Origin of the sequence: Bacillus manliponensis (assembly GCF_000712595.1) — a bacterium.
Taxonomy (GTDB): Bacteria; Bacillota; Bacilli; order Bacillales; family Bacillaceae_G; genus Bacillus_A; species Bacillus_A manliponensis.
Window position 1 is genome coordinate 44395 of the sequence record NZ_JOTN01000005.1, and the last position, 24338, is coordinate 68732.

General features: G+C 35.3%; 25 protein-coding genes, 1 pseudogene and 1 other annotated feature. Of the genes and pseudogenes, 17 read left to right on the forward strand and 9 right to left on the reverse strand.

Features of this window, described 5'->3' with window-relative positions:
- Positions 1-42: 42 nt before the first annotated feature.
- On the reverse strand, positions 43-462 hold the full coding sequence (locus BAMA_RS07695) for a GNAT family N-acetyltransferase (RefSeq protein WP_034637962.1): 420 nt from the start codon (positions 460-462) through the stop codon (positions 43-45).
- A 460-nt stretch (positions 463-922) separates the two neighbouring features.
- On the opposite strand from BAMA_RS07695, the gene BAMA_RS07700 reads away from it, so the two are divergent.
- Together BAMA_RS07700 and BAMA_RS07705 are read left to right on the forward strand one after the other, a co-directional pair.
- Positions 923-1189, forward strand: coding sequence for a CD3324 family protein (locus BAMA_RS07700; protein ID WP_034637964.1), 267 nt, complete (start codon positions 923-925; stop codon positions 1187-1189).
- Between the two features lie 141 nt (positions 1190-1330).
- Positions 1331-1969 carry a FusB/FusC family EF-G-binding protein gene (locus tag BAMA_RS07705; RefSeq protein ID WP_034637968.1) on the forward strand — a complete coding sequence of 213 codons (639 nt, stop codon included), beginning with the start codon at positions 1331-1333 and terminating at the stop codon, positions 1967-1969.
- A gap of 93 nt (positions 1970-2062) precedes the next feature.
- Here the strand turns inward: BAMA_RS07705 and BAMA_RS07710 are convergent.
- A pseudogene (locus BAMA_RS07710) lies at positions 2063-2375 on the reverse strand (hypothetical protein).
- A 204-nt stretch (positions 2376-2579) separates the two neighbouring features.
- On the opposite strand from BAMA_RS07710, the gene BAMA_RS07715 reads away from it, so the two are divergent.
- Both BAMA_RS07715 and BAMA_RS07720 read left to right on the forward strand, forming a co-directional pair.
- Positions 2580-2909: a PadR family transcriptional regulator gene (locus BAMA_RS07715; RefSeq protein ID WP_034638363.1), complete on the forward strand. Its 330-nt coding sequence runs from the start codon at positions 2580-2582 to the stop codon at positions 2907-2909.
- Between the two features lies 1 nt (position 2910).
- A complete protein-coding gene (locus BAMA_RS07720; protein WP_034637970.1) occupies positions 2911-3666 on the forward strand; it encodes an NADH dehydrogenase in 756 nt (251 codons plus the stop codon).
- A gap of 320 nt (positions 3667-3986) precedes the next feature.
- Here BAMA_RS07720 and msrA read toward each other — a convergent pair whose 3' ends face one another.
- A complete protein-coding gene (gene msrA, locus BAMA_RS07725; protein ID WP_034637972.1) occupies positions 3987-4523 on the reverse strand; it encodes a peptide-methionine (S)-S-oxide reductase MsrA in 537 nt (178 codons plus the stop codon).
- A gap of 163 nt (positions 4524-4686) precedes the next feature.
- Positions 4687-4932 (forward strand) — a binding site (T-box leader).
- Positions 4933-5038: 106 nt separating this feature from the next.
- Here msrA and ilvA point away from each other — a divergent pair.
- Entirely contained in the window at positions 5039-6301 is a 1263-nt protein-coding gene (gene ilvA / locus BAMA_RS07730; RefSeq protein ID WP_034638364.1) for a threonine ammonia-lyase IlvA, read from the forward strand.
- Between the two features lie 30 nt (positions 6302-6331).
- Here ilvA and BAMA_RS07735 read toward each other — a convergent pair whose 3' ends face one another.
- Positions 6332-7483: a CapA family protein gene (locus tag BAMA_RS07735; RefSeq protein ID WP_051758891.1), complete on the reverse strand. Its 1152-nt coding sequence runs from the start codon at positions 7481-7483 to the stop codon at positions 6332-6334.
- A 234-nt stretch (positions 7484-7717) separates the two neighbouring features.
- On the opposite strand from BAMA_RS07735, the gene BAMA_RS07740 reads away from it, so the two are divergent.
- The 5 genes from BAMA_RS07740 to BAMA_RS07760 all read left to right on the forward strand — a co-directional run bounded on the left by BAMA_RS07740 (position 7718) and on the right by BAMA_RS07760 (position 12784).
- A complete protein-coding gene (locus BAMA_RS07740) occupies positions 7718-8431 on the forward strand; it encodes a DUF554 domain-containing protein (RefSeq protein ID WP_034637974.1) in 714 nt (237 codons plus the stop codon).
- A gap of 83 nt (positions 8432-8514) precedes the next feature.
- A complete protein-coding gene (locus tag BAMA_RS07745; RefSeq protein WP_034637975.1) occupies positions 8515-9438 on the forward strand; it encodes an alpha/beta hydrolase in 924 nt (307 codons plus the stop codon).
- Positions 9439-9594: 156 nt separating this feature from the next.
- Complete coding sequence (locus tag BAMA_RS07750; RefSeq protein WP_034637977.1) at positions 9595-10485, forward strand: ABC transporter ATP-binding protein; 891 nt, start codon at positions 9595-9597, stop codon at positions 10483-10485.
- Complete coding sequence (locus tag BAMA_RS07755) at positions 10469-12013, forward strand: hypothetical protein (RefSeq protein WP_034638366.1); 1545 nt, start codon at positions 10469-10471, stop codon at positions 12011-12013. The genes BAMA_RS07750 and BAMA_RS07755 overlap by 17 nt, the downstream gene beginning before the upstream one ends.
- Positions 12014-12784 carry a DUF4097 family beta strand repeat-containing protein gene (locus BAMA_RS07760; protein WP_034637978.1) on the forward strand — a complete coding sequence of 257 codons (771 nt, stop codon included), beginning with the start codon at positions 12014-12016 and terminating at the stop codon, positions 12782-12784.
- A 78-nt stretch (positions 12785-12862) separates the two neighbouring features.
- Here BAMA_RS07760 and BAMA_RS07765 read toward each other — a convergent pair whose 3' ends face one another.
- Positions 12863-14095, reverse strand: coding sequence for an MFS transporter (locus tag BAMA_RS07765; RefSeq protein ID WP_034637981.1), 1233 nt, complete (start codon positions 14093-14095; stop codon positions 12863-12865).
- A gap of 562 nt (positions 14096-14657) precedes the next feature.
- On the opposite strand from BAMA_RS07765, the gene BAMA_RS07770 reads away from it, so the two are divergent.
- Positions 14658-15254, forward strand: coding sequence for a TetR/AcrR family transcriptional regulator (locus tag BAMA_RS07770; protein WP_034637984.1), 597 nt, complete (start codon positions 14658-14660; stop codon positions 15252-15254).
- A 102-nt stretch (positions 15255-15356) separates the two neighbouring features.
- Here the strand turns inward: BAMA_RS07770 and BAMA_RS07775 are convergent, their stop codons facing one another.
- Together BAMA_RS07775 and BAMA_RS07780 are read right to left on the reverse strand one after the other, a co-directional pair.
- A complete protein-coding gene (locus BAMA_RS07775) occupies positions 15357-16457 on the reverse strand; it encodes a sensor histidine kinase (RefSeq protein ID WP_034637987.1) in 1101 nt (366 codons plus the stop codon).
- Positions 16458-16459: 2 nt separating this feature from the next.
- Positions 16460-17173: a response regulator transcription factor gene (locus tag BAMA_RS07780; protein WP_034637989.1), complete on the reverse strand. Its 714-nt coding sequence runs from the start codon at positions 17171-17173 to the stop codon at positions 16460-16462.
- Positions 17174-17476: 303 nt separating this feature from the next.
- Here BAMA_RS07780 and BAMA_RS07785 point away from each other — a divergent pair, with 303 nt between their 5' ends.
- The 3 genes from BAMA_RS07785 (at position 17477) to BAMA_RS07795 (ending at position 20191) form a co-directional block, all read left to right on the forward strand.
- The gene (locus tag BAMA_RS07785) at positions 17477-18175 is read left to right on the forward strand and encodes a response regulator transcription factor (RefSeq protein ID WP_034637992.1); all 699 of its coding nucleotides are present in this window, start codon (positions 17477-17479) and stop codon (positions 18173-18175) included.
- Entirely contained in the window at positions 18141-19217 is a 1077-nt protein-coding gene (locus BAMA_RS07790) for a sensor histidine kinase (protein WP_034637995.1), read from the forward strand. The genes BAMA_RS07785 and BAMA_RS07790 overlap by 35 nt, the downstream gene beginning before the upstream one ends.
- 71 nt (positions 19218-19288) lie before the next feature.
- Complete coding sequence (locus BAMA_RS07795; RefSeq protein WP_034637996.1) at positions 19289-20191, forward strand: M23 family metallopeptidase; 903 nt, start codon at positions 19289-19291, stop codon at positions 20189-20191.
- 40 nt (positions 20192-20231) lie between these two features.
- Here the strand turns inward: BAMA_RS07795 and BAMA_RS07800 are convergent, their stop codons facing one another.
- Positions 20232-21248 (reverse strand): zinc-binding alcohol dehydrogenase family protein, encoded by a 1017-nt coding sequence (locus tag BAMA_RS07800; RefSeq protein ID WP_034638000.1) that lies wholly within the window; start codon positions 21246-21248, stop codon positions 20232-20234.
- A 209-nt stretch (positions 21249-21457) separates the two neighbouring features.
- Here BAMA_RS07800 and BAMA_RS07805 point away from each other — a divergent pair, with 209 nt between their 5' ends.
- From BAMA_RS07805 to BAMA_RS07815, 3 genes are read left to right on the forward strand one after another with little or no spacing between them, the layout of a single operon-like run.
- Complete coding sequence (locus tag BAMA_RS07805) at positions 21458-21907, forward strand: MFS transporter (RefSeq protein WP_051758892.1); 450 nt, start codon at positions 21458-21460, stop codon at positions 21905-21907.
- Positions 21897-22034 carry a DUF5367 family protein gene (locus BAMA_RS24730; protein ID WP_162176058.1) on the forward strand — a complete coding sequence of 46 codons (138 nt, stop codon included), beginning with the start codon at positions 21897-21899 and terminating at the stop codon, positions 22032-22034. The genes BAMA_RS07805 and BAMA_RS24730 overlap by 11 nt, the downstream gene beginning before the upstream one ends.
- Positions 22035-22088: 54 nt before the next feature.
- On the forward strand, positions 22089-22919 hold the full coding sequence (locus tag BAMA_RS07815) for a GNAT family N-acetyltransferase (protein ID WP_034638003.1): 831 nt from the start codon (positions 22089-22091) through the stop codon (positions 22917-22919).
- Between the two features lie 45 nt (positions 22920-22964).
- Here the strand turns inward: BAMA_RS07815 and BAMA_RS07820 are convergent, their stop codons facing one another.
- The gene (locus BAMA_RS07820; protein WP_034638006.1) at positions 22965-24332 is read right to left on the reverse strand and encodes a sensor histidine kinase; all 1368 of its coding nucleotides are present in this window, start codon (positions 24330-24332) and stop codon (positions 22965-22967) included.
- Positions 24333-24338: the final 6 nt, after the last annotated feature.

The following is a 24338-nucleotide window of genomic DNA, read 5'->3' on the forward strand; positions in this document are numbered from 1 at the left end:
ATTGATTGGTTTTTTCTCCGAAAATTATTAAAAATATTATGTCTATTTTTTTGAAATTACAGTAAACATTCCTGTCATATTGGGCGAGAAGTCTTTAAAATTATATTTCTCATAGAACGGTTCTTTACCTTCAGATGCAAACAAACCAACAAATGCCTTGTCTGGGGCATTTTTATTTAAATATTCAACCAAAAGATTCATTATTTCATTCCCAATACCATTTTTCTGATAATCTGGATGGACTACTATATCTTGGATATAGAAATAAATAGCCCCATCGCCAACAATTCTGCCCATACCTACAATCTGTTCATTATCCTTGACTGTGATGCAGTGAATAGAATTTCTTAGGGAAGTATTTACCGCATCAAAATTCATATAATTGGTCCATCCCACAGACTCACACAAATATTTGTATTCCTTCAATGTGGGAATGTTATTTTCAACCTTATAGTTTTTCAAAATGTTCCCTCCAATGTCTCAAATTTTACCAAAGTATAATATGCTTTCATTTATTTTAACATTAATATTCGATAAGCCTGCTTAAAATTAATATGTGAATTAGCACATTGATAATTACTTCCCTCAACCTCTCAAAAGGGTTGCGAATTGAACTGCTAATTGGTATGCCGATTTAGTTTTTGTACTCGAAAACTGAACCTGTTAATATTTCGTAGTGCATTCTTCTTCATACATAAGAGGACATGCAAGTAACAAAAAAATATCATATAATACAGGTAAATAGACAAAGGGGGTGTTGACTGTGGCAATAACGATGCAATTGCCGAATAATGCAGCGTCTCATGCAAAGCCAAATTGGCGATCCTTTGCGTGAGGTAGAACAGAGATTTGAATCGCCGCCATTCATAAGTGAAATTTGGCTTTGCACCTTATTAGAGTTTAAAAATAAGGAGCGAGCATCATGAAATATGTAAATGTAAACACAATTTTACCTGAATCGTTAATTACTGAAATTCAAAAGTATGTGCAAGGTGAAATGATATATATTCCGAAGAAAGAAAAAGAGCATGGGCAGTGGGGAAGCCGTTCTGGAGCGAGAAAGTTGCTCGACGAACGAAATGAAGCAATTAAGCAAGCATTTCAAAACGGTGCACTTATTCCAGAGTTAGCAGATGAGTATTTTCTTTCAGTTGATACAATTAAAAAAATCGTGTATACGAAAAAGTAAGTGATGAACACCGATTTATTCTGCCTGAATAGATCGGTGTTTGTATGTAAAGTTCATTTCTAAATGGTTCTTTCCATTTTCTCTATACGAATTGATGGATACAATAAAAAGAGAATAATTCATTTGTGTGGAGTGATAAAGATGGAAGCTTTTTTAAGAAGTGATCAGTACAATTTTATAAAATCACAAGCGTATATTTTAGCGAACGGACATGCATCAGCGAATGATAGTGGAGTAATTGCCGCAATTAAATCACTGGCGCTGGAAAAGGTAGAAGCAATATTAGGAACGATGACGGATGAGCAAAGAGAACTCATTGAGTTATTAATTACAGTTAAAAATAGAGAAGAAGCGGAGTTGTTTTTATTGAAACTAGCTCCATATGTCATTCCGTTTCAAGACATTTCTCAGCAAACATTAAAAAAATTATTTCCGAAAGCGAAGAAATTACGTTTACCAAACATGGAAGAGGTGAACATGCAAGAAACATCTTATTTAAGTTGGATTGATAAAGGGACAAACCGAAAATATATCATTGTATGTCATAATAATAAACTTATCGGTTTACACGGAACATTTCAGCCGATTCATAAAAAGGGTATTTGTGCATTATGTAATAAACATGCAGAAGTAGGGATGTTTCTTTATGAGAAAAAAGGTGAAGTGTTAGGAACTTTCGTAAAAAGAGGAAATTACATTTGTCAAAATAGCACCCTATGTAATCAATATATAACAGTGCTTGATAAATTGCATGATTTTATTGAGCGACTTAGAAAGTGAAAGATGTTGAAGAGGAGAATATAAGCAAAAACGCTCAAATTTTTGAGCGTTTTTTTGCCGTAATATACAATTTTCATGGAGCTCAATTATACATTACGGAGCAAAGTCAATTTGACCAGTAAGTAGCAAGAAAATGACGAGGATCCAAAATATGAAGAAAGAAGAAGAAAGGATTAAAGATATGATAGGGATTGTATTTTTTTTCTGTTTTCTTCGCTATTCCAGTGATAGAAAGTACGATGCCTATGCCTGTAAGAGAAAGTGTTATAAAATCTCCAATTGGATTACCGACATATGCAATTCTTGTTGGTGTTACAAAAACCATGAAAAAACAAATGATTCCAATGATTAAAGAAGTATAGCTAATGATACCCGTTTTCTTTGTAATAACTGTTTTGGTTTCCAAATAAACACCACCTCTCTGGATAATTTTAACATAAACAACTGATTAATTAGTTAAATTTTACTTTTTATAACTATGAAAATTCTAGTGCCTTGTAATACAAGTTATTATATGTTAGTTTATGGATAGAAAACTTACAATACAAGTTACTAAAAACATTTACCTTGTATTACAAGGTATTAAATTGTATGGAAGTAGGTGAGTTACCTGGCAGACTCTACACAAATGTTAAAAGGGATACTAGATGGTTGTATTTTAGCCATTATTCAAGAGGGCGAGATATATGGTTACGAGTTAGCAGAGAAATTACAAGGATATGGCTTTCATTCATTTAGTGAAGGGACGATTTATCCATTGTTACTGCGTATGCAAAAAGAAGGATTGATTACGAGTGAACTAAGGAAATCAACGGCTGGTCCGAAGCGCAAGTATTATTCGCTCACTAATAAAGGGAGAGAAGAGGTAGCTAATTTTATCGAACGTTGGAATGATTTAAAAGAATCGGTTGAAAATGTGGTTCATAAAAGGGGGAAGTAATGTGTTGTCAGTCGAGTCTGAGAAGTTTTTACTAGAACTAAGAATGTATTTAACAAAATACGGAAAGAAAGACGAAGACATAAATGAAGTGGTAGAAGAGCTAGAAGGTCATTTAATGGAAGCCGAAAAAAGAGGGAAGAGTGTAGAGAGCATTATCGGACAAAGCCCGAAGCAATATATGAAAAGTATTGGAGAAGAATTGCCGATGGATAAGAGGGGGTTACTTGTGTTAATTCCTTCATCTATTCTTCTTTTGCTAGCTTATGTTTGTTATATTCCTGCACTTACAGAAAACTTTAAAATCTCAAAAAATATTTTATTGTTTGGTTCTCCATTTATTATTTTAGTATTAGTAATGTATGCACTTACAGTGTTTAAAGGGGTTCCAAAAGTATATCCTTCACCAAAACACACGTTTCTTCTGTTAGGTGGGGCGAGCATTATTAGTATTATAGGATGGTTAGGACTTTTTTATTGGTTAGATAGTCAAGTGGACACAGATTATTTCGTAGCTACAGCGCAGCAAAATTATATTATTGTAGCTTTATGTATACTCATCTTTATTGCATCAGCACTCTATATGAAATCTTGGTTACTAATTTTAGTGCCCTTTTTTATGAGCATAGGACCAATTGCAGAAAAAGTCATTCCAAAAGAAATAAATAAAGATCCTTTTTATATTTGGTTAACTGTTATTTTATGTACTGTAATTGGGGTTGTTTTGGCGGTGTATTTTTTTAGAAAAAGTAAAAGTTAACGATAGATTATGATGAATAAAGAGATGGCCATTTCGAATATCATAGTTGGATATAATTATATATATCCAGCCTACCCGTTTATCATCAAAGTAGCTGCCACGTATATAAGAATGGAAAACGTACTCGTTTCATCCATTTGTTGTAACTCGGCGCGCGGTAGGAAAAGGCACTGACCATTACTGCACATGGAGGAAACCACTCTTCTACCGAAAAGGAAGGGGGGAGTTTTTTTAACTTGTATTTATACAATCACCTTTTATAGATTTATATTTTACACATTCGAAGTAATCCGCTGTCTGATTAGCCAGACAGCGGATTATTATTTCTTTTCCCAATTCTCCTGTATAAACGCATCACGCCCGGATTCTTTTCGTTCCTGTTTATATTTTTCCGGATTCTTTTTATAAAAGTGTTGATGATATTCTTCTGCTTCATAAAAAGGAGCAGCTGGACGAATTTCTGTAACAATTGGCTTTTTGAACAGTCCACTTTTTTCTAAAGCTAGTTTTGATTGTTCAGCTCGTTCTTTTTGGAATTCGTTATGATAAAAGATTGCTGTACGATACGATGGACCACGGTCGAAAAATTGTCCTTCATCGTCTGTCGGATCAATTTGTGGCCAATATAAATCTAGTAACTTTTGATATGGGAAAATCGAAGGGGCAAATGTAATTTGTACAACTTCTAAATGTCCGGATGTTGCTGATTTTACGTCTTCATATGTTGGGTTTTCGATATGGCCACCACTATAACCAGACACTACTTTATGAATACCAGGGAGTTCATCGAATGGCTTGACCATGCACCAGAAACATCCCCCTGCAAATGTTGCAAGTTCGTATGTTGTTTCTTTCATGTTGTATTCCTCCTAAATATATATTGCATATAGTATCGTATAGATTGTTTGTTCATGCAAATGAAAAGTATTACTTTTCTTATTATTTAAAAATTGCTGTTGTTTTCAGTTGACATTTTGTAGAAGATGGGACTATAATACGTTTAATAATTAGAAAATTAAGAAAAATACAAAGAAGAGGAAAGTAGATGATGAGAAGCGTTTCAGAGAGCCGCCTTATAGCTGGAAGGGTGGTAACGATTGCATCATTAAAAATCACCTCGGAGTACTATTTGCGAAAGGGAAACTGAGTAGAAAATGGCGGGATCGTCTCCGTTAATAGGACGGGAGTCTATTAGGACTTACAGAGCTTATATTTCGCGAGAAGTATAAGGAAGCTGAGTGGTACCGCGAAACTCTCGCCTCAGCAATCGACAATGAGCGATTGCTGAGGCGAGAGTTTTTTATTTTGATGATGTTCTGAAAAAAGTACTGTAGGAATAAGTAGTATAAAAAATGGTGAGGGATGATAAATGATGATGCAAAAGGTGAAAGAAAAAGTGAAGTTAGAAGATATTCTTGTTGCGTATAACCGTTTGAAAGATGTTGTAAATAATACGCCATTGCAGCGAGATCCAGTTTTGTCAGAGCAATATGAATGTAACGTATATGTGAAACGAGAAGACCTGCAAGTCATTCGTTCTTTTAAAATTAGAGGGGCTTATAACTTCATGAAAAACTTATCGAAAGAGCAACTACAAAATGGAATTGTATGTGCAAGTGCTGGTAATCATGCACAAGGTGTTGCTTATACGGCTCGGTTATTACAAGTAGAAGCAAAAATTTTTATGCCAACGACAACACCAAACCAAAAAGTATCACAAGTACAATTCTTTGGTGGCGATTTTGTAGAAATTAAATTAGTAGGGGATACGTTTGATAGTGCGTTTCAAGAAGCAAAGCGATATTGTGAAGAACATACAATGACATTTGTTCACCCGTTTGACGATCCGTATGTGATTGCTGGTCAAGGAACAGTAGCAGTTGAAATGATGCACGATATTGATAAAGATATTGATTATGTATTTACAGCAATTGGTGGTGGCGGATTGGCATCGGGAGTTGGTACATATGTGAAAGGCGTTAGTCCTTTGACAAAAGTGATTGGAGTAGAGCCGGCAGGTGCAGCATCAATGAAAGAAGCTTTTTTACGAGATGAAAATGTAGCGTTAAAACATATTGATAGTTTTGTTGATGGGGCTGCGGTGAAACAAGTTGGGAAATTAACATTTGAAACGTGTAAAGAAGTGCTAGATGACATTGTGCTCGTACAAGAAGGAAAGATTTGTACGACCATTTTAGAGTTATATAAGAAAAATGCGATTGTAGCAGAGCCAGCAGGCGCGTTATCGATTGCGGCACTTGATGTGTATAAAGAAGAGATTAAAGGGAAGACAGTTGTTTGTGTATTAAGTGGTGGAAATAATGATATTGATCGCATGCAGGAGATGAAAGAAAAATCTCTTATGTATGAAGGATTGAAGCATTACTTTATCATTCAATTTCCGCAGCGTTCAGGGGCACTAAGAGAATTTTTAGATAAAGGGCTAGGCCCAGATGATGATATTACACGTTTTGAGTACATTAAAAAGCACAATAAAGAAAATGGTCCTGCTCTTGTTGGGGTTGAACTGAAACGAAAAGAAGATTATGAGCCGTTAATTACGAGATTTAAACAAAATAATATTCAGTTTACAGAGTTAAATAAAAATCCGATGTTATTCGATTTACTCGTATAGAAAAAAGAAAGGGGATTAGCCCCCCTTTCTTTATTGTTTCCGTAAGTCTGTTATATTTCCTGTTTCGTCAATTTGTACATCATCGGAAACAGATTGTAAATATTGAAGCATTTTTTGTTTTTCACCATCTTGAAGCGGTGAAATTTGATCATTACGGATCATATAAGGATTAAAGGACATCGTTATGTTGTCACCTTTAAATGTTAACGTTAGTACGCCTGTTTCAGCACTATGTCCTTTTACATAATTCGGGAATAAGAAGTTTCCTAACGAATATGCAACAGGAACACCGTTATGATATTCAAATCCTTGCAGCCAGTGTGGGTGACTTCCAACAATAGCATCCGCACCGGCTTCAGTCATTTTTTGAACATAGTCTCGCTGGTACTGAGCTGGTCGATTTGTTTTTTCAACGCCCCAATGCATGTAAACAACTAAATAATCAGCGTCTTTCTTTTGTTCTTCAATTGTTCTTGTAACTAAATTTAAATCATAGCCGTTCGCAACGCCAGGCTTATTTTCACCAGCTACCCATGAAGTTGATGGCATAAATCGTACGAATGATAGAAATTTGAACTTCTTACCTTTTATCGTAACATCTTTAGCGCTGTATGCTTCTTTTGCATTCTTTCCAGCACCAGTATACGGTAAATCTAATTTTTCTAGGTGAGAGATTGTATCTAACAAGCCTTCTTGGCCGTAGTCCATCGTATGATTATTCCCGATACTTGCCATATCAAAGCCTGTGTTTTTAATTGCTTTTAATGTAGAAGGATCACTTTTAATCCAAAAAAGTTGCCCGGGTGATTTTTGTTCACGAGTTGTAAATACTGACTCTAAATTTACATATGCGTAGTCAGCGCTTTCAATTTCTTGCTTCACATGTTGAAATGGATAGTCAGCACCTTTATTTTGTACAACGGGGCGAAGTTGCCAGTCAAACATCGTATCACCAGCAAAAGCAATTTTAATTTCAGGATCTTCTTTTGGTTTTGTTTGTTTAACAGGTTTCTTTTTACTTTCCGTTTGTTTCACAGATGCTGTTGTCTTCTCTGTTTTTTCTGGTGTGAGTAAGTATTTTCCTAATAATAGAATAGGAAGGATGAGGACAGTAAGTATAATTGTACGTTTTAGTAATGTCCGTTTCCGGAGCTTCTTTCGGGCATGTTTCTGACTTCTCATAAATCTATTTCTCCTTTTATTCATATAGTCATGTTTTTATAGAGAGGCTGTAGCATTTATAAGTAATAATGGATAAATTTATTACTTTTTCTATATAACGGTAACATAGAATACGAAATATATACAATATGAAAATTGCATTTTGTAAGATGATGAAAAAGTGGTAATTGGGCGTGTTTTCTATATTGTTTTATAATTACATATAGGTTGTAACACGAGAAAAGGAGGCATGAAATGATTCTACTAGGAGCTATTGTCAATGGTCTTTGTATTATATTTGGAACGGTAATTGGCAAGATGTTACGTAGCTTCCCTGAAAATATGAAGGGGACCGTTATGCAGGCAATTGGTTTGGCCGTTAGTGTACTTGGGTTACAAATGGCACTAAAAGGTGAAAATTTTCTTGTTGTTATTATTAGTTTAGTATTAGGAGCGATTGTTGGAGAGTGGTTTGATTTAGAAGGGAAATTAGAAAGTTTAGGAGATTGGTTAGAGAAAAAAGTCGGTACAAGAAGTGAAGGGAATATTTCTCTTGGTTTTGTAACGGCTACATTAATTTTTGTCATTGGTGCAATGGGGGTTATCGGAGCATTAGATAGTGGAATTCGTGGCAATCATGATGTGTTATATACGAAAGCAATCATTGATGGATTCATTTCGCTTATATTAACGACAACACTTGGAATTGGTGTATTATTTTCTGCTGTTCCAGTTATTTTATATGAAGGGTTGATTGCTTTGTTTGCAACACAAATTAATCGCTTCGTTCCAGAAACACTTATGAATGAGTTTATTGTAGAAATGACAGCAACAGGCGGTATCATGATTTTAGCGATTGGTTTAAACTTACTTCGTATTACGAAAATAAAAGTAGCGAATTTACTACCTGCTATTTTAGTTGTTGGAGTTATTGTCTCCGTAATGTACGGATATAAAGTATACGTGTGAAATGTAAAGGGTGTTTGTAATTTGCGCATAATTTCCATATAATGCAATGGTAGAGTAATATAATAGATTCGGAGGATTTTATCATGAAGATAAAGGAAGGATTCGTCACGACAACAGACGGATCAGAAATTTATTTACGTACGTGGTTACCAGAGAATGAGCCACGAGCAGTCATACAAATTGCACACGGAATGACAGAGCATGCGGATGTTTACACAGAGTGTGTAGAAGCATTCCTGCAAGCTGGATTTGCAGTGTATGCTCATGATCACCGCGGGCACGGAAAAACGGTGAAACATGAAGGGGATTATGGACATTATGAACCAAATATTGGTTGGGATACGGTAGTAGATGACGTTATTTTTGTATCAGAACGAATCCGAAATGAACAAACATGTCAGCTCTTTTTATTAGGACATAGTATGGGGTCGTTTTTATCTAGAAGAGCGGTGCAGCTTCGCGGTGAGCTTTATGATGGCTTACTTATTTCAGGTACAGGCGGCGATCCTGGTTTACTAGGCAAACTTGGCTATCTCATTGCAACGGTGGAAATGAAAGTACGTGGTGCAAAAACAAAAAGTCCACTATTAAACTTTTTATCTTTCGGCAATTTCAACTCCCATTTCAAACCAAAACGAACGGACTTTGATTGGCTTTCATCAGATAATGAACAAGTTGATCGGTACATTGATGATTCATTATGTGGTTTCATTTGTACAACGAGCTTTTATCGTGAATTATTCCGCGGTGTATTAACAGTAAATAGAATAGAAGAATTTAAGAAAACGAGAATCGACCTGCCAATTCATATTTTCTCAGGTGACCGTGATCCTGTTGGAAATATGGGGAAAGGTGTGCAAGAAGTGCATGATAAGTATAAAGCATGTGGTATCGAAGACCTTTCTATTCGGTTGTACAAAGACGGTCGACATGAAATGTTTCATGAGGTGAACCGAAATGAAGTGTTTCAAGATTTAATTAGTTGGTTAAATGATCATGTGAAATAGAAAAAACGAGGCTAGCAAAAGCCTCGTTTTTTCTATTTTTATCGGTGATTTTTGACTTTCTATAAGTTTGTTTGTGTATGTTTTACTCTTAGTTTACTTACATTTTACTTTCATTTCCTATACTGATTACAAATAGAAGATAGAGGAGATGAAAGAGTGGAATTGGTAATTGATCATGTAACGAAAGTTTATGGGAAAAAGGTGGCATTAAACGATTGTAGTTTACATTTGAAACAAGGAGTTATTGGTTTGTTAGGTCCAAATGGTGCAGGAAAGTCGACATTGATGCGTATGTTAGCGACAATTGAAAAACCAACGAGTGGTAACGTGATGTGGAATGGAGTTAACATTCAAGAGAATCCACAAACGTTACGAAGAGAGCTTGGGTACTTACCACAGGATTTTGGCGTGTATCCAAATATGAACGCAGTTGAGTTTTTAGAATATATGGCTGCATTAAAGGGATTATCGATGCGCTCTGCGAAAAAACGAATCCGAGAATTAATTGATGCTTTACATTTAACAAATGACTGCAAACGTTTATTAGGAGGATATTCTGGTGGGATGAAGCAGCGCGTTGGGATTGCGCAAGCTTTGTTAAATGATCCAAAGTTATTAATTGTCGATGAACCAACAGTTGGTTTAGATCCTGAAGAACGAATTCGTTTTAGAAATTTATTATCGAATTTATCAGAGAATCGTATTATTATTTTATCCACGCATATCGTCACAGATATTGAATCTATTGCGACAGATATCGCATTGTTAGTAAACGGAAATGCCGCAATACATGTGCCTCCAGCTCAATTATTACAACAAGTAGAAGGGAAAGTATGGGAGTGGATAATTCCGGCTGCGCAGCTTATGCATGTTCAAGAAACATATACGGTGAGCAGTGCGATTCACCATAGTGATGGAGTTCATATGCGTATTGTTTCAAGTCAACAACCTCATATGAATGCTCGGTCGATAAGAGCGACATTAGAAGATGCATACTTATACTACGTTTCTGCAGTGGGAGTTGATTGTGTTGAACAGTGTATATAGACTATATATCATCATAAAACATAATGTAGTGAGACAGATGAGAAGTTACCCGTTTTTCATTGTGATTGGATTAACAATATTTTTAAGTTATGCATGTGTACCCGCAGCTTCTGCTGGATATGAAGTGTTTTATATAGGCGGAGTAAGAGGTGAATATAATTCAAATTGGCTTGGTGGCATGGGAGCGGTGCTTTCTTCAATGCTTATATGGTTATTTGGGTTTTATATGTTGAGAAGTGGTGTTTCAGAAGATGAACGGTTAAGGACAGAGCAGTTAATTGCCTCTTCACCTGTTAGTAACTTTCAGTATATTTTTATGAAAACATTTTCTCATTTTGTTGTATTTGTAATGATTGAAGCGATATTTATCACTGCGTTTATCGTCATGCAATTTGTACGTGGCGAAGATATTTCTTTACAAATTGGTGGTTATTTGTATCCGTTCTTTTATATCGTTCTTCCTTCTTTTACGATGTTAGCTGCACTAACGGTCTTTTTTGATGTTTGTCCCGGTTTAAAGGGAGTTATTGGAAATGTAATATTCTTTTTCTTATGGGTTTTTTTAGGGGTTATTGCACTTGAAAACCCAAATTATTATTCGGACGTGTTTGGTTTACATGTGATTATAACGGATATGTTTCATGATGCGATGGTTACATATGAGTTTTTAAGAGGTAGCGAAGAGGGTGGAAGCTTTGGTTACTATGTGGTAGATGGAGCGGTACAAACGTTTCAGTGGGACGGTGTTACGTGGAGTTATGATATTTTGTTAACTCGTGCTCTATGGCTTTTTGCAGCAATGGTATGTGTTAGTATTACATCCCTGTTGTTTACTAGATTTCGTAATACTCAATCAAAAAATAATCCATTCATAAAAAAGACGAAAGTAAAAGAGATACATAAGAATACACCTTTCATACTTACTACAATTAAAAAAAGAAAAAAAGTGAATATGCTTTCGTTAATAAAAGCAGAAATATTACTGATGTTAAAAGGGTTTACAGTATGGTGGTATATGATTTCAATTGGAATCATTATATTTGGAATGTTTTGTCCGTTATCTGTATCGAAGAGCTGGCTACCAGTTACAATGATTTGGCCAATCGCAGTTTGGTCACAAATGATAACGAAGGCAAAGTTTTATCGAACGGATCAAATGATTTTATCAAGCTGTTCACCATTTTATCAATTTTTTGCAGCGTGGATAGTAGGGATGATTGTGAGTCTTATTATCTCAAGCGGAGTAATTGTGCAATTTCTCTTATTAGGGGAAACAGTGTTACTCATGTCATGGCTCAGTAGTATTGTATTTATTCCAACCTTATCATTGGCTCTTGGTGTATGGAGTGGTTCACGAAAGTTATTTGAGGTTGTGTTTATATTATGGTGGTACTTAGGGCCAGTAAACGGTATTCCGTATTTAGATTTCCTTGGAATTAAAAGTACACAGCCAATACTTTATGTAAGTTTATCTTTTATTCTTTTATGTATTGCTATAGTAGGACGACAAAGGATGGTGAGAAGTTAGATGAAAAAGATAGGAATGGTTTTGCTATTATCAACGTTGTTAGTAGCTTGTCAGGATAAAGGAAGTGAACAGAAAGAAATAGATTCGAACCGTATAAATGAAATTTATATTCAAACTGATGGTCAAAACATTGAATTAAAGTCGGTGAGTGAAGAGGAAATAAAAATAGAGTCACATACATTAAGACATGTAAAAATAGAAGAAAAAGAGAATAAAATAGTAATTGATGCTAGTAAATCGGCGGCAGGAATTACGTTTCAAACACCAACAATTAGTATCTATGTTCCAGAAAAAGTATATAACAAAATTGACGTGAAAACTGTTTCGGGAGATGTCAAAGTAAAAGAAATTGAAGCAAAAATGCTGCAGTTAAAGAATGATTCTGGTGATATGAAAGTGGAAAACTACACAGGTGAAAAAATTGAAGCTATTTCAAAGGCTGGTAAGATTACGTTACATGAAGTAAATGCTGATTTTGGAATCTTTAATGATACAGGTGATGTATCTATATCTGATGTAAAAGAGATGAAAACGAAAAGTAAAGTGGAAACGCAGTCTGGAAATGTGAGTGTAAACTTCGCTAAAGAGCAACATGATATTGAGCTTGATGCTTGGACAGACGCAGGTGCAATTAAACATAATTATAAGACTTCTTCTATAATAAAAGAAACGGATACTATATTGGTGGTGAAAAGGGGGTCTGATACACCACAGTTAACGGTAAAAACTGTGACGGGAGCGATCCACTTTGGTGATGGAAAAGAAGAATAAAGGTGAGAACAGCTTTGATGTTCTCATGTAGAAAAACACGTTCCTCCTTTTATGTAAATAAGAGAGGAACATGTTTTTTTATTTTATTTCAGCTTGTGGCTGAACAACTTCTATATTCTTACTTTCAGACTGGTATGCTAACTTGAGAGATTTATAGCCCAAAATTACGATAATGAAAGCTAGAGCTCCAGCAGCTATAGCGATAAGGAATCCGTTTTGTGCCCCATATCCATCTATAACCCATCCTGCTATAGCTGATCCAATGGAAACCCCTATACCTAATCCTGTAATCGCCCATGTCATTCCTTCTGTTACTTGTGACTTTGGAACGATTTTTTCGACTAATCCCATCGTAATAATCATTGTAGGCGCTACAGACATTCCAGCAAAGAAAACAGCGATGATAAGCTTTGTAATACTATCCACAAAGAATAGTGAAAGCATTGTAATCATCGATATTGTCACTGCCCAGAAAAACTGACGATGAAGTGGCGTTTTTATTGTTAGCGTGCCATACACTAGGCCAGCTAAACAAGAACCAACTGCATATACAGAAAGGACAACACTAGCAGCTACTGTATTTCCTTGACCTTCAGCAAAGGCGATACTTACAACGTCAATGGTACCAAATATTGTACCGATAGCTGCAAGCGTAAGTGCTAGTAATCGTAACGAACCAATTTTGATTACAGTTCCGTTATGTGTAGTAGTATGCGGATGCACTTTAGGTTCAGTATTTTTTTGTAGTGTAAATAATAAAACTCCTATTGTTAAAAAGACACACGATAAAAGTGGACCTGCTTCAGGGAATAGTATAACACTTGAGCTGACCGAAAGAACTGGGCCGATAATAAAACAAATTTCATCAACGACGGACTCAAAAGAAAATGCAGTATGCAATTTATGAGAGCCACGGTACAATTCCGCCCAACGAGCACGTACCATAGCTGACATGTTGGGCATAACCCCTGCACATAAAGTGGCAAGAAAAAGCGTCCAAGTTGGTGCTTCATATCTCGCACAAAGAAGAAGAATGCTAACAGATAGCACGCTAACCGCTGTAGCTGGGAGAAGGACACGAGATTGCCCCCATTGATCGGCCATTCGAGAAATTTGCGGTGCAATTAAAGCAGATGCTAATGCAAAAGTAGCCGCAATAGCTCCTGCAAGCCAATAATTTCCTTGTAGCTGAGAAAACATTGTTACAATCCCTATACCTAACATAGAAATAGGCATACGAGCAATCAATCCTGCAAAAGAAAATGCTTTTGTGCCAGGTGCTGAAAAGATTTCGCGATATGGATTAGCCATCGTACACCTCCGAGTAGTGATTATTTTGTAGCATATTTTTCATTTTCGAAACCCCTCTCTACGTTAGTTATGATTCATTTACCATTACCCTTTAAAAAAATTAACGTACATTGCGTATGTTAATATAATATTAACATACAGCACGTATGTCAATATGCATTTTTTGTTTCTTGGAAAAAGTCTGTATATTTAAAAGTATAGAGAACTAACATTGAGACTTAGTCCACCTGCAGCTGTTATATATTTCATTCATTTCTTTATTTGCTATAATAAGTTCTAAAGATTGGATAAAGTGAAACTTCACTCAGTGGGGGATTCTTCATTATCCACTGAGTGTTAGTTGAACGAATCGGGCTTTTACGGACTGTTAAGCTCCCACCTAAACTTCTTCGCTTTTTCTCAAGTTTTGAGGCGGGAGTCTTACAGCCCGTTAATGCGGGATAAATTTCATAAAAGCATAGACTTGTAAGCGGGACTATAAAATGAAATTCTAATTACAGGAGAAGTGAGGTTCTTACTGTTAAAGCAGAATGACTAAAAAGGATAGGAAAAAGGAGAAAAAATGGCTCAAAAAACAAGATCAGAAATGATTATAGAAACAAAAAGTAAGTTAATGAAGGCTGCTAGAGAAGCTTTTGGCACAATTGGATATGCAAAAACATCTATGGATGACCTTACAGCTTCTGTCGGATTGACACGCGGCGCATTGTATCATCATTTTGGTGATAAAAAAGGATTACTAGCAGCTGTTGTAAAAGAAATAGATGCAGAAATGGATGATAGATTAGGGAAGATATCAGAAGAAGCGGAAGAGAATTGGGAAGGGTTTGTTGGTAGGTGCCGTGCGTATCTTGCTATGTCACTTGAACCGGAAATTCAGCGGATTTTACTTAGAGATGCTCCTTCTGTATTAGGGGAGTCTTATTCCCAATCTTCGCAATCGCACTGCTTGAAAACAATGGCTGATAGATTAGATCAATTAATGAAGGATGAAGTTATCGTAGCGACAGATCATGAATCTTTAGCTAGATTATTAAATGGTGGGCTCATGAATACGGCTATTTGGATTGCGAACGCCGATGATGCTGAGAGTGAATTAGAAAAAGCATTACAAAGTCTTTCCGCGGTATTAAATGGATTGCTTTTGAAGAGGAAATGAAAGAATAACAGGTATTTTTTCATATAGTCAACAAGATAAGGTTAAGCTAGATTCTTATTCTAGATGATGAGCTGTAAACCTTGTATCTTGTTGGCTATTTTTTTAAGAAGAGGGAGAAATAAATGGTAAGGTAATATCGAAAGTTGTTCCTTCCTCTAAACGGCTTGTTATACGAATATTTCCACCATGAGCGGTAATGATTTTTTTGGCAATCGTCATTCCTAACCCAGTGCCTTCACTTGAAACATTTGTTGTTGTCCCCCGGTAATATTGCTTAAAAAGGTTACGTAAAGTAATGTCATCCATTCCAACACCGTTATCTTTAATTACGATATGTATATTTTCACCTACAAAAAGAGAGGTTGTAATATCCGTTCCAATTGGATTATGCAATAGACAGTTGGTTAATATATTTTGCAACGCGCGTTGTAGTAGTTTCGCATCGATTGCGAGCATTATATTTGTCTCCGGTGCTGAAAAATGAAAATGATGCTGCGAGGCACGTGGATCATTTGTTATATGTGCGACCACACGTCTCATAAATTCAATCATATCTATTTCTTCTTTTGAAAGTGGAACCTCACTATTGGTAAGGCGGAATGTAATATTTAAATCATCAATTAAACTCTCCATATGAATTCCTTTTTCATTTATTTCGTGAAGAAACGTTCGTTTTTCTTCTTCACTCCAGTCATGTTCAGTTGATAGTAGTAAAGCTGAATAACCAGTAACATAAGTGAGTGGTGTTTTTAAGTCATGCGAAATGCCTGCCAGCCATTGTTGTTTCATGTCGTCGAGACGCTTTCTTTCCATTTCGCTTTCTTTTAGTTTAGTAGTTAAGTTACTAAGATTTATAATTACATCTTCATAAAGACGATATGGACCTTTTAGCTTCGCCGAGTTCTTTTTATAAATAAGCCTGATGTTTTCTGGGGGAGTATAATCGCCGTTTGCTAAATGATGAATCCATGAAATTATAAAAGATAAAGGTTTTCCAATATACCATCCGTATAGAAGACTACTACATATAAGAGTGCATAGGAAAATACACAGCACGAAAAAATCGTACATGTTATGTTTCTCTGTTATTCCAATAAGAGGGATGAAAAACTCAAGCATAATCATTAAAATTGCACCAACAAAGATTAAATATAGAAAAAGACTAAAGATAAAATGAAGACCGAGCCGTATATGTATTTTCATATTTATTGCCCCTTTGTAGGCGGAACAAACTTATAACCAATCCCTCGTAAGTTCACAAGAAAATTTGGCTGCTTCGGATTTTCCTCAATCTTTTTTCGTAATTTAGAAATATGCATAACAACTGTTTTTTCGTCACCGATAGATTCTGTTCCCCACACATGTTCATATAGCTGCTGTGTGGTGAAAATCCGGTTTGGACGTGTACATAAAAATGTAAGTAATTCTAGTTCTTTTGCTGTACAGTGAACTTGCTCTCCGTGAACAGTAAGTATACCTTCTTCACGGGAAACCGAAAAAGAGTGAAAATGTAAATTTGTTGCTTCAACTTGCTTTTCGGTATAAATCATCTGTTGTCTACGGAGCTGAACGTTAATTCGGGCAGCTACTTCAAGTGGGTTAAATGGTTTTGTAATATAGTCATCTCCGCCAATTCCAAGACCTGTTAGTTTATCTAAATCACTTGAGCGAGCTGTCACAAATAAAATCGGTGCATTTGTATAATTTCGCATTTGTCGGCATAGCTCAAACCCTTCTATATCAGGAAGCATGACATCGAGTACAATCACATTAAATGTATGTGATTGTACTGCTTTTAGCGCATCACTTCCATTTGTAGCAGTTGTAATATGGGTAAAGCCCTCCTTTTTTAACGTAATGGTTAACATATCTAAAATCCCTTGTTCATCATCAACCAAAAGTATATGTTCTGTTCGCATCGTACCCCACCTTAATTAACATGAAGAAAAAGATGTTACCGCATGAGCGATAAACATCTTTTTAAAAATTTTACTATGAAACTTTATTTTTCTTCCCGACTTGCCATGCCCAAAATAGAATAGAACCTGTAATGATAATTGCTGTCATAATTCCCATTGTGTGCACCGTCCCTCATTAAATTGTTAATTGTATTTTATCATAAAAATTAAATTTACTGTATATAATGAATTTTCTTTGTTGTAGAGTAAGGAAAATAGTATGATGGATTTGTTAAAATATATCGAATTATAAAGAGGTTTAAGATGAAAAAACAATCTATACTCATAGTAGACGATGATCAAGATATTGTGCAGTTTATTAAATTACATTTGACGCAAGAAGGATATGAAGTTTTTACAGCATACGATGGAGTAGAGGCGCTTGAAATAATGGATATTGAACATGTTCAACTAGTTATTCTTGATATTATGATGCCTGTTATTGATGGATTTGAAGTGTGCAGAAGAATAAGAGTGAAGTATAATATCCCAATCATTTTACTAAGTGCAAAGTCAACTGATGTTGATAAAGTAATTGGATTAAGTACGGGTGCGGATGATTATATTGTAAAACCGTTTAGCACGATTGAATTAGTAGCGCGAGTGAAGTCGCAGATTAGGAGATACATATATTTAAATGAGAGCAAAGAGGTGCCACTTCGTAATGTGATAAGAGTGCAGGGATTAGAAATAGATGAAGAATCTAGAATTGTTACGTTATATGGAAATGAAGTGAAGTTAACAAAAACAGAGTATGACATATTGTATATAATGGCCAAGAATTGTAATCGTGTATTTACACTCGAAGAAATTTTTGAGAGTGTATGGAAGGAAGAAGCATATGAAAGCAATAACACAGTAATGGTTCATTTAGCTCGTTTACGTAAGAAAATTGAAAGTAATTCACATGGTGAAAAGATTATTCAAAATGTATGGGGAGTTGGATACAAAATTGAAGGGTAAATTTTTGAGTGGGATTCGCTTAAAGTTTTTTATGAGCTTTATTGGAAGCATTGTATGTGCAACAGGCTGCATCATATTGTTTCAACATGTGTTTGTAAAGAAATTAGCTGACATCTCTCGGCTTGAAGAAGAGTATTCTTTTATATACTTTTCTATTTTCTTAGCCCTGACAATTCTCTTTTTTTACGTTTTCTCAAAAGGCATGATTACAAGATTGGAAGAAATACATAGAAGTGTAAAAGAAATAAGTAAAGGGCATTTAGACATACATATAAAAACTAGCAAGCAAGATGAGATTGGTGAATTCGCAAATGGCATTAACGAAATGGCAAGTAATTTGAAAGTGTTACTAGAAAAGGAAAAAAGAGCGTATACGATTAAAAATGAGATGATAAGTAACATTTCACATGATTTAAGGACACCGGTGACATCGTTAATCGGCTATGTGGAGCTAGCGGAGAAGCAAATAGAGGATAGTCAGCAATATGTGCCAATTTTAAAAAGAAAAAGTTATGAATTAAAAGCACAAATCGATGAACTATTGGAGTATTGTCATATTCATTATAAAGAAGAAGCGATACAGAAAGAAGTATTTCATGTGAAAGAATTGATAGAACAAGTGATGATTGATTTTGTACCAAAGTTAGAAGAGGCTAATATGAGTTTTCATATACAGTGCCCAAAGTATATGAAAGTAGAAGTTGATATAAAGTTATTCGTTAGGCTTTTACAAAATATTATAAGTAACAGTATTTCATATGGACAGCTTGGAAAAAAAGTAGAGGTAGATGTAAGAGAAAAAGAAAAGAATGTAATAATACAGATTATCAATTATGGGCCACCAATTGAAGAGAAAGATATTCCCTACATTTTTGAAAGGTTTTATCGTGCGGAAAAATCAAGAAATACCTATACAGGTGGAAAAGGGATGGGGCTTGCGATTGCAAAGAGTATTGTACATATTCATAACGGTAACTTAACGGTAAGTAGTAATGAGAAAAAAACAATCTTTACGATAAGTTTACCAAGAGGAAAATCGTAAGAAAGTCGTAAGTATTTCTTTCTTTTATCGTAACTTCTATTTTGTAATCTAGTTACAGGAGGAGGGATACGATGTTTCAAAGAATAATACTAACATTGTTAATTGTATTTATCATATTTAGCTGGGGAACGGTTTTTATCATCAGCGGTGTTCCTGCTGTGGTAGCTTGGTGGAGTATTCAAGCGTGTAGTATAGTTGGGATTGTTATATTAATTATTTCGTTTATTTTGATCATAGCGAAGAAGATTAAACAAATAAAGGTACATAGAAATACAACTCTTATTTTTATTACTTCCATTTTCGTTGCCTGGCCATTCTCTTGGTTTGTTGGTATATCACAAATGGCCTATCCAGTAGATGTTCATTCGGTTACCCCCGTAGCAACTATTCGTTTACCGATGAATGAACCTGTAGTTGTTGGCTGGGGCGGAGATGAAATTGAAACCAATTACCATACGATTGCACCCAATCAACGTTGGGCATATGACTTCGTGTTACCGTCAAAAGGAGCGAAAAGGGGGAAGCTAGAGGATTATGACATATATGGAATGGAAATAGTCGCACCAGCTTCAGGGAAAATTATTGCAGTGCATAATAGTGAAAAAGATGTAACGCCAGGGAAAGGGAATAATGATTCAATGTTTGGGAATTATGTGTATTTACAATTAGAAGAAACAGGAACGTATATTGTAATGAGCCATTTAAAGAAAGGATCCGTAAAGGTAAAAAAAGGACAATATGTAACAGAAGGGGAAGTACTTGCTGAAGTTGGCAACTCTGGCAACTCGAGTGAACCACATTTGCATATTCATCATCAGCGTCAAAATCCAGAAGAGACAAATATGTTTTTAACAGAAGGGTTACCATTATATTTTCGTGATATTGATGGGCCGACTATGCCAACAGGTGGGGTTCATGTGAAAAATGGAAGAGATGTTCCGGTTGGTGATAGGGTTGCACCAACTGGTATGTGAAACAAGTTACAGCCATGTGAAAATGGCTGTAACTTTTCTTTTATTCAAAACTCTCTAATACAATTTTTCCAATTGTTTTACCAGACTCAATCATTTGATGAGCTTTCTTTAAGTTTTCAGCGTTGATTGGAGACATTGTTGTTGTGAGCGTCGTTTTTAATTTTCCTTCATCAATGAATTTAGCTACTTCAGAAAGTAATTGATGCTGCGTTTCCATATCTTTTGTTTCGTACATTGCTTTTGTGAACATCATTTCCCATACGAACGTGGCGCTTTTGTTTTTTAAAACATCTAAATCGAGGTTGGTTTCGTTAGATACGATAGAACAAATTTTACCTTGTGGTTTAATCGTATCTGCCATGTTATTCCAGTGTTGATCTGTATTATTTAGGCAATATATATAGTCTACTTCGTTTATATTTAGTTCTCGTAATTGCTCAGCAAATGGTTTGTAATGATTGATGATGTAATCCGCACCTAGCTGTTTACACCAATCTATTGTCTCTTGGCGAGATGCAGTTGCAATAACTGTTAATCCAGCAAGCTTGGCTAATTGAATACAAATCGATCCAACACCACCAGCTCCGCCGATGATTAAAATCGTTTTTCCTTCGTTATTACTATGCAAATCAATTGCTAATCGCTCAAATAAACCTTCCCATGCTGTAATAGCTGTTAACGGCAGGGCAGCTGCTTCTGCATCGCTCAGTGTTTCAGGTTTTTTAGCTACAATTCGCTCATCAACGATATGATACTCACTGTTTGCACCTTGCTTTGTAATGCTTCCTGCATAGTATACGTAATCACCCCGCTTAAATAATGTACAGTCTTCTCCAGTATCCTCAACCACACCGACAGCATCCCATCCTAAAATCTTCGGTGTTTCTTCAATGATTTCTTTTGGTGCTCTTACCTTTGTATCAATTGGGTTCACTGAAATCGCATGAATTTTTACTAATAGTTCTCGTTTATTTGGTGAAGGTTTTGTAATCTCTAAATCTAATAAACTTTCTTCATGGTTGATGGGTAAGTATTTATATAAACCAACCGCTTTCATGAAAACTCCCCCTTAGTAGTTTGTATACAATGAGCATAATATAAAAAGATTGACTTTTCAAATAAATTGATTGGAGATATGTTGGTACTTGGGAAAGGGTGATTTTTAAAAAGATTAAGAGGGTTTATAAATGTAAAATTAAACCAAATAAAATGTTATACTATTCCTAGTAGTTTATGATAGTTCTCGATAAGGAAGTGAATAAAGCTATGAGGTTTCTCGTACTATTTCTCGCAACAGCAAACGCATTCATTCTTCTTTATGCTCCTCAGCCGTTACTACCAATTTGGGAAGAAGAGTTTCAGTTATCAATCTCCGCAGTCAGTCACACCATTTCTATTACAATTATCACATTAGCAGTTACTTCATTTGTTTTAGCACCATTATTTGATCTGTATGATCGGAAGAAAGTCATTTTACTAGCAAGTATTGCCTTAATCATACCGAGTGTAATGATTTTTATATCAAATTCATTTAGTGAACTTTTATTTTGGCGTTTTGTATACGGCTTATTTATTCCATGTGTTACCGCTGTTATTATGGCGTATGCTTCTGAAGAATTTCCAGCAAAACATCGCGGTAGAATTATGGGTATTTACGTTAGTGCAAATGTTGGTGGTGGATTGCTAGGAAGGGTGATTTCCGGGAATGCTTATTGATGCGGTTGTATTAGTCTATTTTGATAATGTATTCGTTAATTTACCTACGCATGCGGACAAATTTTTTGCTTCGTGGTTAATGTGGGCTTATGCGCTAATTGTTTGTACTGGTTTTGTGAAAAAGTAAGAAGAATAGGGTGACCTTTAACTAAAATAAGGAATATAAAGGTGGGCGAATACGATGATTTATAAACTCAATAAAAACGACTATTTCAAAATCAAGCCATTACTAGAAATATCTAAACGAACTGATGATATTGCACTAAATGCGATTATAAACGGGACAAATAGAGGTGCGGTTTACGTAGATAATGTGAAGAATCCTAAAACAGCATTAGTGGATGTAATTGGGATAAATTCTATGCTTATTGGTGATTCAAGCAATGAGCATTTTATTCCGCATTTACGTGACTTTGTGGAAGGGCAGTTAAAAATAGATACGTATGAATCGTGTAGAGGTACGTATTTTCTTACAGTTTTGAATGATGAAGATTGGGAGAAAGTATTAGAGAATACGTTTTCGCACCGTGAATACGACTGGGATTATGAGCTTTACTATCAATTACAGATGGATCAATTTCACGTTGTTAAGCAATCATATAAAGGGTTACCTGCTGGTTATACATTAGAAAAAGTAGATTGTAACGTGATACATGATGATCTGAATCACACTTTACATGATGTGTTATCTGAGGTCTGGTATTCAATAGATGATTTTATAGAGTACGGATTTGGCTACTGTGTAATGAAGGGGGAGGAAGTTGTAAGTGCTTGTTTCTCGTGCACTGTAAATGGGAGTGAGCATGAAATTAGTGTAGAAACATATGATGATGATGAAATGGGAAAAGGACTTGCGACAGCTGCATGTATAGCTTACTTAGAAGAGTGCCTACGTAATGGAATGACTCCTATTTGGTCAACACTTGAAACAAATGTAGAGTCAGTTCGTTTAGCCGAGAAATTAAGGTTTCAATTTACACATAAGCGGAAGACATTTGAGTTTGAGTTTTAGAGAATAAGTTATCCTCCAACAATTCAATTGAATTGTTGGAGGATGTTATTTGTTAAGAAAGATTGTAAACACTGTTCCGTGACCAAGTTTACTGCTTACAGAAATACTGCCTCCATGTAACTCTACAATTTCTTTTACAATAGCTAATCCAAGACCACTGCCACCTGTAGCGCGGGTTCTTGATTTATCAACTCGATAAAACCGTTCGAAAATATGAGGGAGGTCTTGCTCTGGAATTCCTTCTCCTTCATCTTCTATCTCAATCTCAATATGAGTATTGTTATTTGTAACTTTCACGAAGATTTTTGAGTCGGTGCTAGAATGAGAGTAAGCATTGTTTAGTAGATTCAACACCACTTGTTCGAAGCGTTGCTCATCAAGTGAAAGTATAATAGGATTTGGACATGTGAACATAATTTGTATATTTTTATCAAGATAAGCAGGTTGTATTTTTGTTATTACTTTATGTAACAAGTCATACAAACTTGTTTCCTTTGTTTGAATAACAAAATTATGTTTTTCCATTTTAGCTAATTCAAATAAATCTTGAACGAGCCGTGTTACGTGATCGGCTTCTTCTTTAATAATAGATAAATAATGTTCTTTTTCTTGCGCGGACATATTTGTTTTTAAAATAATATCGGCATAACCTCTAATGTAAGTTAAAGGGGTCCTTAGTTCATGAGCAACACTAGATAAAAACTCACTTCGTTCTTTTTTCATATAGTCTAAATCATTTGCAAGTGTTTGAATGGAGTGGGCAAGTTCTCCTACTTCATCGTTTCTATTAATATTTAAAGATAAAGATAGGTCACCTTTACTCATTTTTTCAGTTGCCTTTTTCATTTTAATTAAAGGGTTTGTTAAGAAACGGGAAAGTAAGAACATTGTAATAACAGTAAGGATAAATGTGATTATCCCAGCGACAATGAATTGATAGGTTAAGCGTTGAATCATTTGTTTAATAGATTCTGTACCTAAAAACATGTACACATTGCCTTTTATATTACCATCAATCTTGATTGGACTTACTGTGCAAATATAATTTGATGTTTTCCAATGATCGTCTACGACGGAATCATTTTTGCGCCCTGTTTTCATTTGTGTATATAAGTGCTTTTTCATAGAGTTATCGATATCTTGTGATGATGCCAGGATTTCTCCTGTTTCAGATGTAACAACAACTTTTGTGTTTGCTTCAGATTCCATGAGAGCGACGTGAGATATCGTTTGCTCATCAAAATGTTTTTCCAATACGTCACGGTGGCTATTCCCTCTAGCAAGAAGGGAGGTAACCTCCTCTTGTACTCTCGTATTTACTAAGCTGTAATATAATAATAAAAATAAAATACTTTCAATAAGAAATGTACAAATAAAAAAGTAAAATCCAAATTTTACAGTGATATTTTTCATGCTTAT